Origin of the sequence: Chitinophaga sp., assembly GCF_036566945.1 — a bacterium.
Classification (GTDB): Bacteria; Bacteroidota; Bacteroidia; order Chitinophagales; family Chitinophagaceae; genus Chitinophaga.
In genome coordinates, this window is the sequence record NZ_DATCVJ010000033.1 from 1 (window position 1) to 2,108 (window position 2,108).

Below are 2,108 nucleotides of genomic sequence, written 5' to 3' on the forward strand. Positions count from 1 at the left end.
AAAAAAGATGTATCCCGGTGGAAATTGCCAGCCGCTTTTGCAAAGAGGTGGATTTTCTTTTGTATGGGAAGAAGCATACCGTTATCGGCTTCCAAAACAATGCCGGAGGATATGAACTACGGAGCGAAAATTTTAAAGGTAGTAGCGCCCCAAAGGAAATAACGCTTGTAGACAACCACACAGAACAGATTGCCATTTTTGAAGGCTTCTTTAGCTTCCTATCTTTTTGCACCATCAATAGAAACCAGCAAGCCCCATTGACAAATTGTCTTGTTTTAAATTCTCTTTCCTTCTTTGAAAAAAGTCGTCCCCTGATGGAACAATATAAGCAGGTGCATTTGATCCTAGACAGAGATACAGCCGGGGTGAATCATACCCGAAAAGCCTTGCAATGGGATGGTAACAAGTACATAGACCGGAGCGACTTTTATCACAACCGGAAGGATTTAAACGACTGGCTTATTCAGCATCACCAGAGCCAAAGAAAGAGCCAAAGGATAAGCAGAAGGTTTTAACTCGCTTAGGTAGCCAGCTATGTTTTGGTAAAACCAAAACGTCTGGCTCACCTCATGCTAGCGCATTCGGTGAGAAATTTTTTTCATGCTATCGCATTCAAAAAATAAAAGAGGAGGTTGATATGGAGCAGCAGAATGCACAAACCAAGAACAAGGGAGGCCGCCCAAAAAAGGCGGTAAAAAAAGATCAGTTAATAGCCGTCAAATGTAGTCTATATGAAAGGCGTATTATAGAAGAACGGGCCAAAAGTGTTAACCTTTCCATTTCCGAATATTTGCGGGAAATATCCATGACCGGAAAAATTGACAGGCAAGAAAAGGCCTTGCCGAAAGAAGTTTTAGACCTCTCTGCTATGCTAAACCACATGGCTGCAAACCTTAATCAAATCGCCAAAAAGAGAAATAGCATGGAACAATTAAGCCTAATTGAACGGATTAGTTTGAAAGTGCAATCGGAGGAATTAAAGAAGTTGGCATCACAAATTAAAGTCTATTTACAATGATCGGATATATAGGAACCGGAAGCTCTTTTTTCGATTGTATTCGATATTGCCTGGAAGATAAGAAAGAACTTTCCGAGGAACAGAAACAGCAGCTTGCCCAAAAAGACAACTTGCAGCACAAGGATCGAGCAGAAGTATTGTTTTATAACAAATGCTTTGGTAATAAAAATGAGCTGGCAAAAGACTTTAAAGATGTAGCCAAATTGAGCAAACGGGTAGAAAAACCGGTACTTCATTTGTCGCTCCGGCTGGCTCCCGGTGAAAGTCTTTCCAACGACAAGCTAATGGAAATCGGTCGGGAATGCGCAAAAGAATTTGGCATAGCGGATAACCAATACATCTGCGTGCTGCACAAAGATACCAATGAACAGCATATTCATATTGCCGCTAACCGGGTAGGATTTAACGGGAAAGTAGCCAGTGACAGCAGTAGCTATAAAAGAATGGCCGCCCTTTGCCGCAGGCTGGAAAAACAGTACAAACTACAGGAAGTTTTAAGCCCTCGTGCTTTTTTATCTCCTAAAGACAGGTTATTGCCCCGGCAGGATTTGCGGAAGGAAAAACTAAAAACTGATATTCGGCAGACCTTAGAGAAGGTAGGTAGCTATTCCGAATTTGAGCAGGGGATGCGGACTTTAGGGTACAAGTTGATTAAAGGCCGTGGGATTTCCATTATTGATGATAAAAAGGTAAAAACAAAAGGTAGTGAGGTGGGTTTTTCGCTGGCAAAAATAGAAAGAATTTTAACCCTAAAACAAGAACTGGTAAGTAAACATGCTGAACAAAAGATATACGAAGCAGCTATCCAGCACAGTACCACAAAGCAACAAACGTTATCCCCTGCTCAAAGAATACTGCGCGAAACGCAGCAGGCGGCATACATGGAAAGTTCGCCCGTTGTTTCCGTAATAAGGGAATTGAGTAACCTTATAGAGCTGCTTTTACAGCCGGTAGACACATCTAACTATTTGCCCTATGAGCTAACGGAAGAGGGTATTAAGAGAAGGAGAAAAAAACAACAATCTCGAAATAGAGGTATGCATCACTAAACCAGAACACCATTCGCCTCAATGCATTTCTAAATAATTGA

The 2,108-nt window shown here is 41.6% G+C and carries 3 protein-coding genes; all 3 read left to right on the top strand.

All coding sequences use genetic code 11. The annotated features are described in order from the left end of the window. Positions 1 to 515, top strand: a 515-nt coding sequence (locus VIP81_RS00960; RefSeq protein WP_331956602.1) for a toprim domain-containing protein, incomplete at its 5' end; no start/stop codon positions are given. Positions 516 to 637: 122 nt separating this feature from the next. Beyond that, positions 638 to 1,018, top strand: coding sequence for a plasmid mobilization protein (locus VIP81_RS00965; RefSeq protein WP_331956603.1), 381 nt, complete (start codon positions 638 to 640; stop codon positions 1,016 to 1,018). Then, positions 1,015 to 2,067: a relaxase/mobilization nuclease domain-containing protein gene (locus VIP81_RS00970; protein ID WP_331956604.1), complete on the top strand. Its 1,053-nt coding sequence runs from the start codon at positions 1,015 to 1,017 to the stop codon at positions 2,065 to 2,067. The genes VIP81_RS00965 and VIP81_RS00970 overlap by 4 nt, the downstream gene beginning before the upstream one ends. The last annotated feature ends 41 nt before the right edge of the window (positions 2,068 to 2,108 follow it).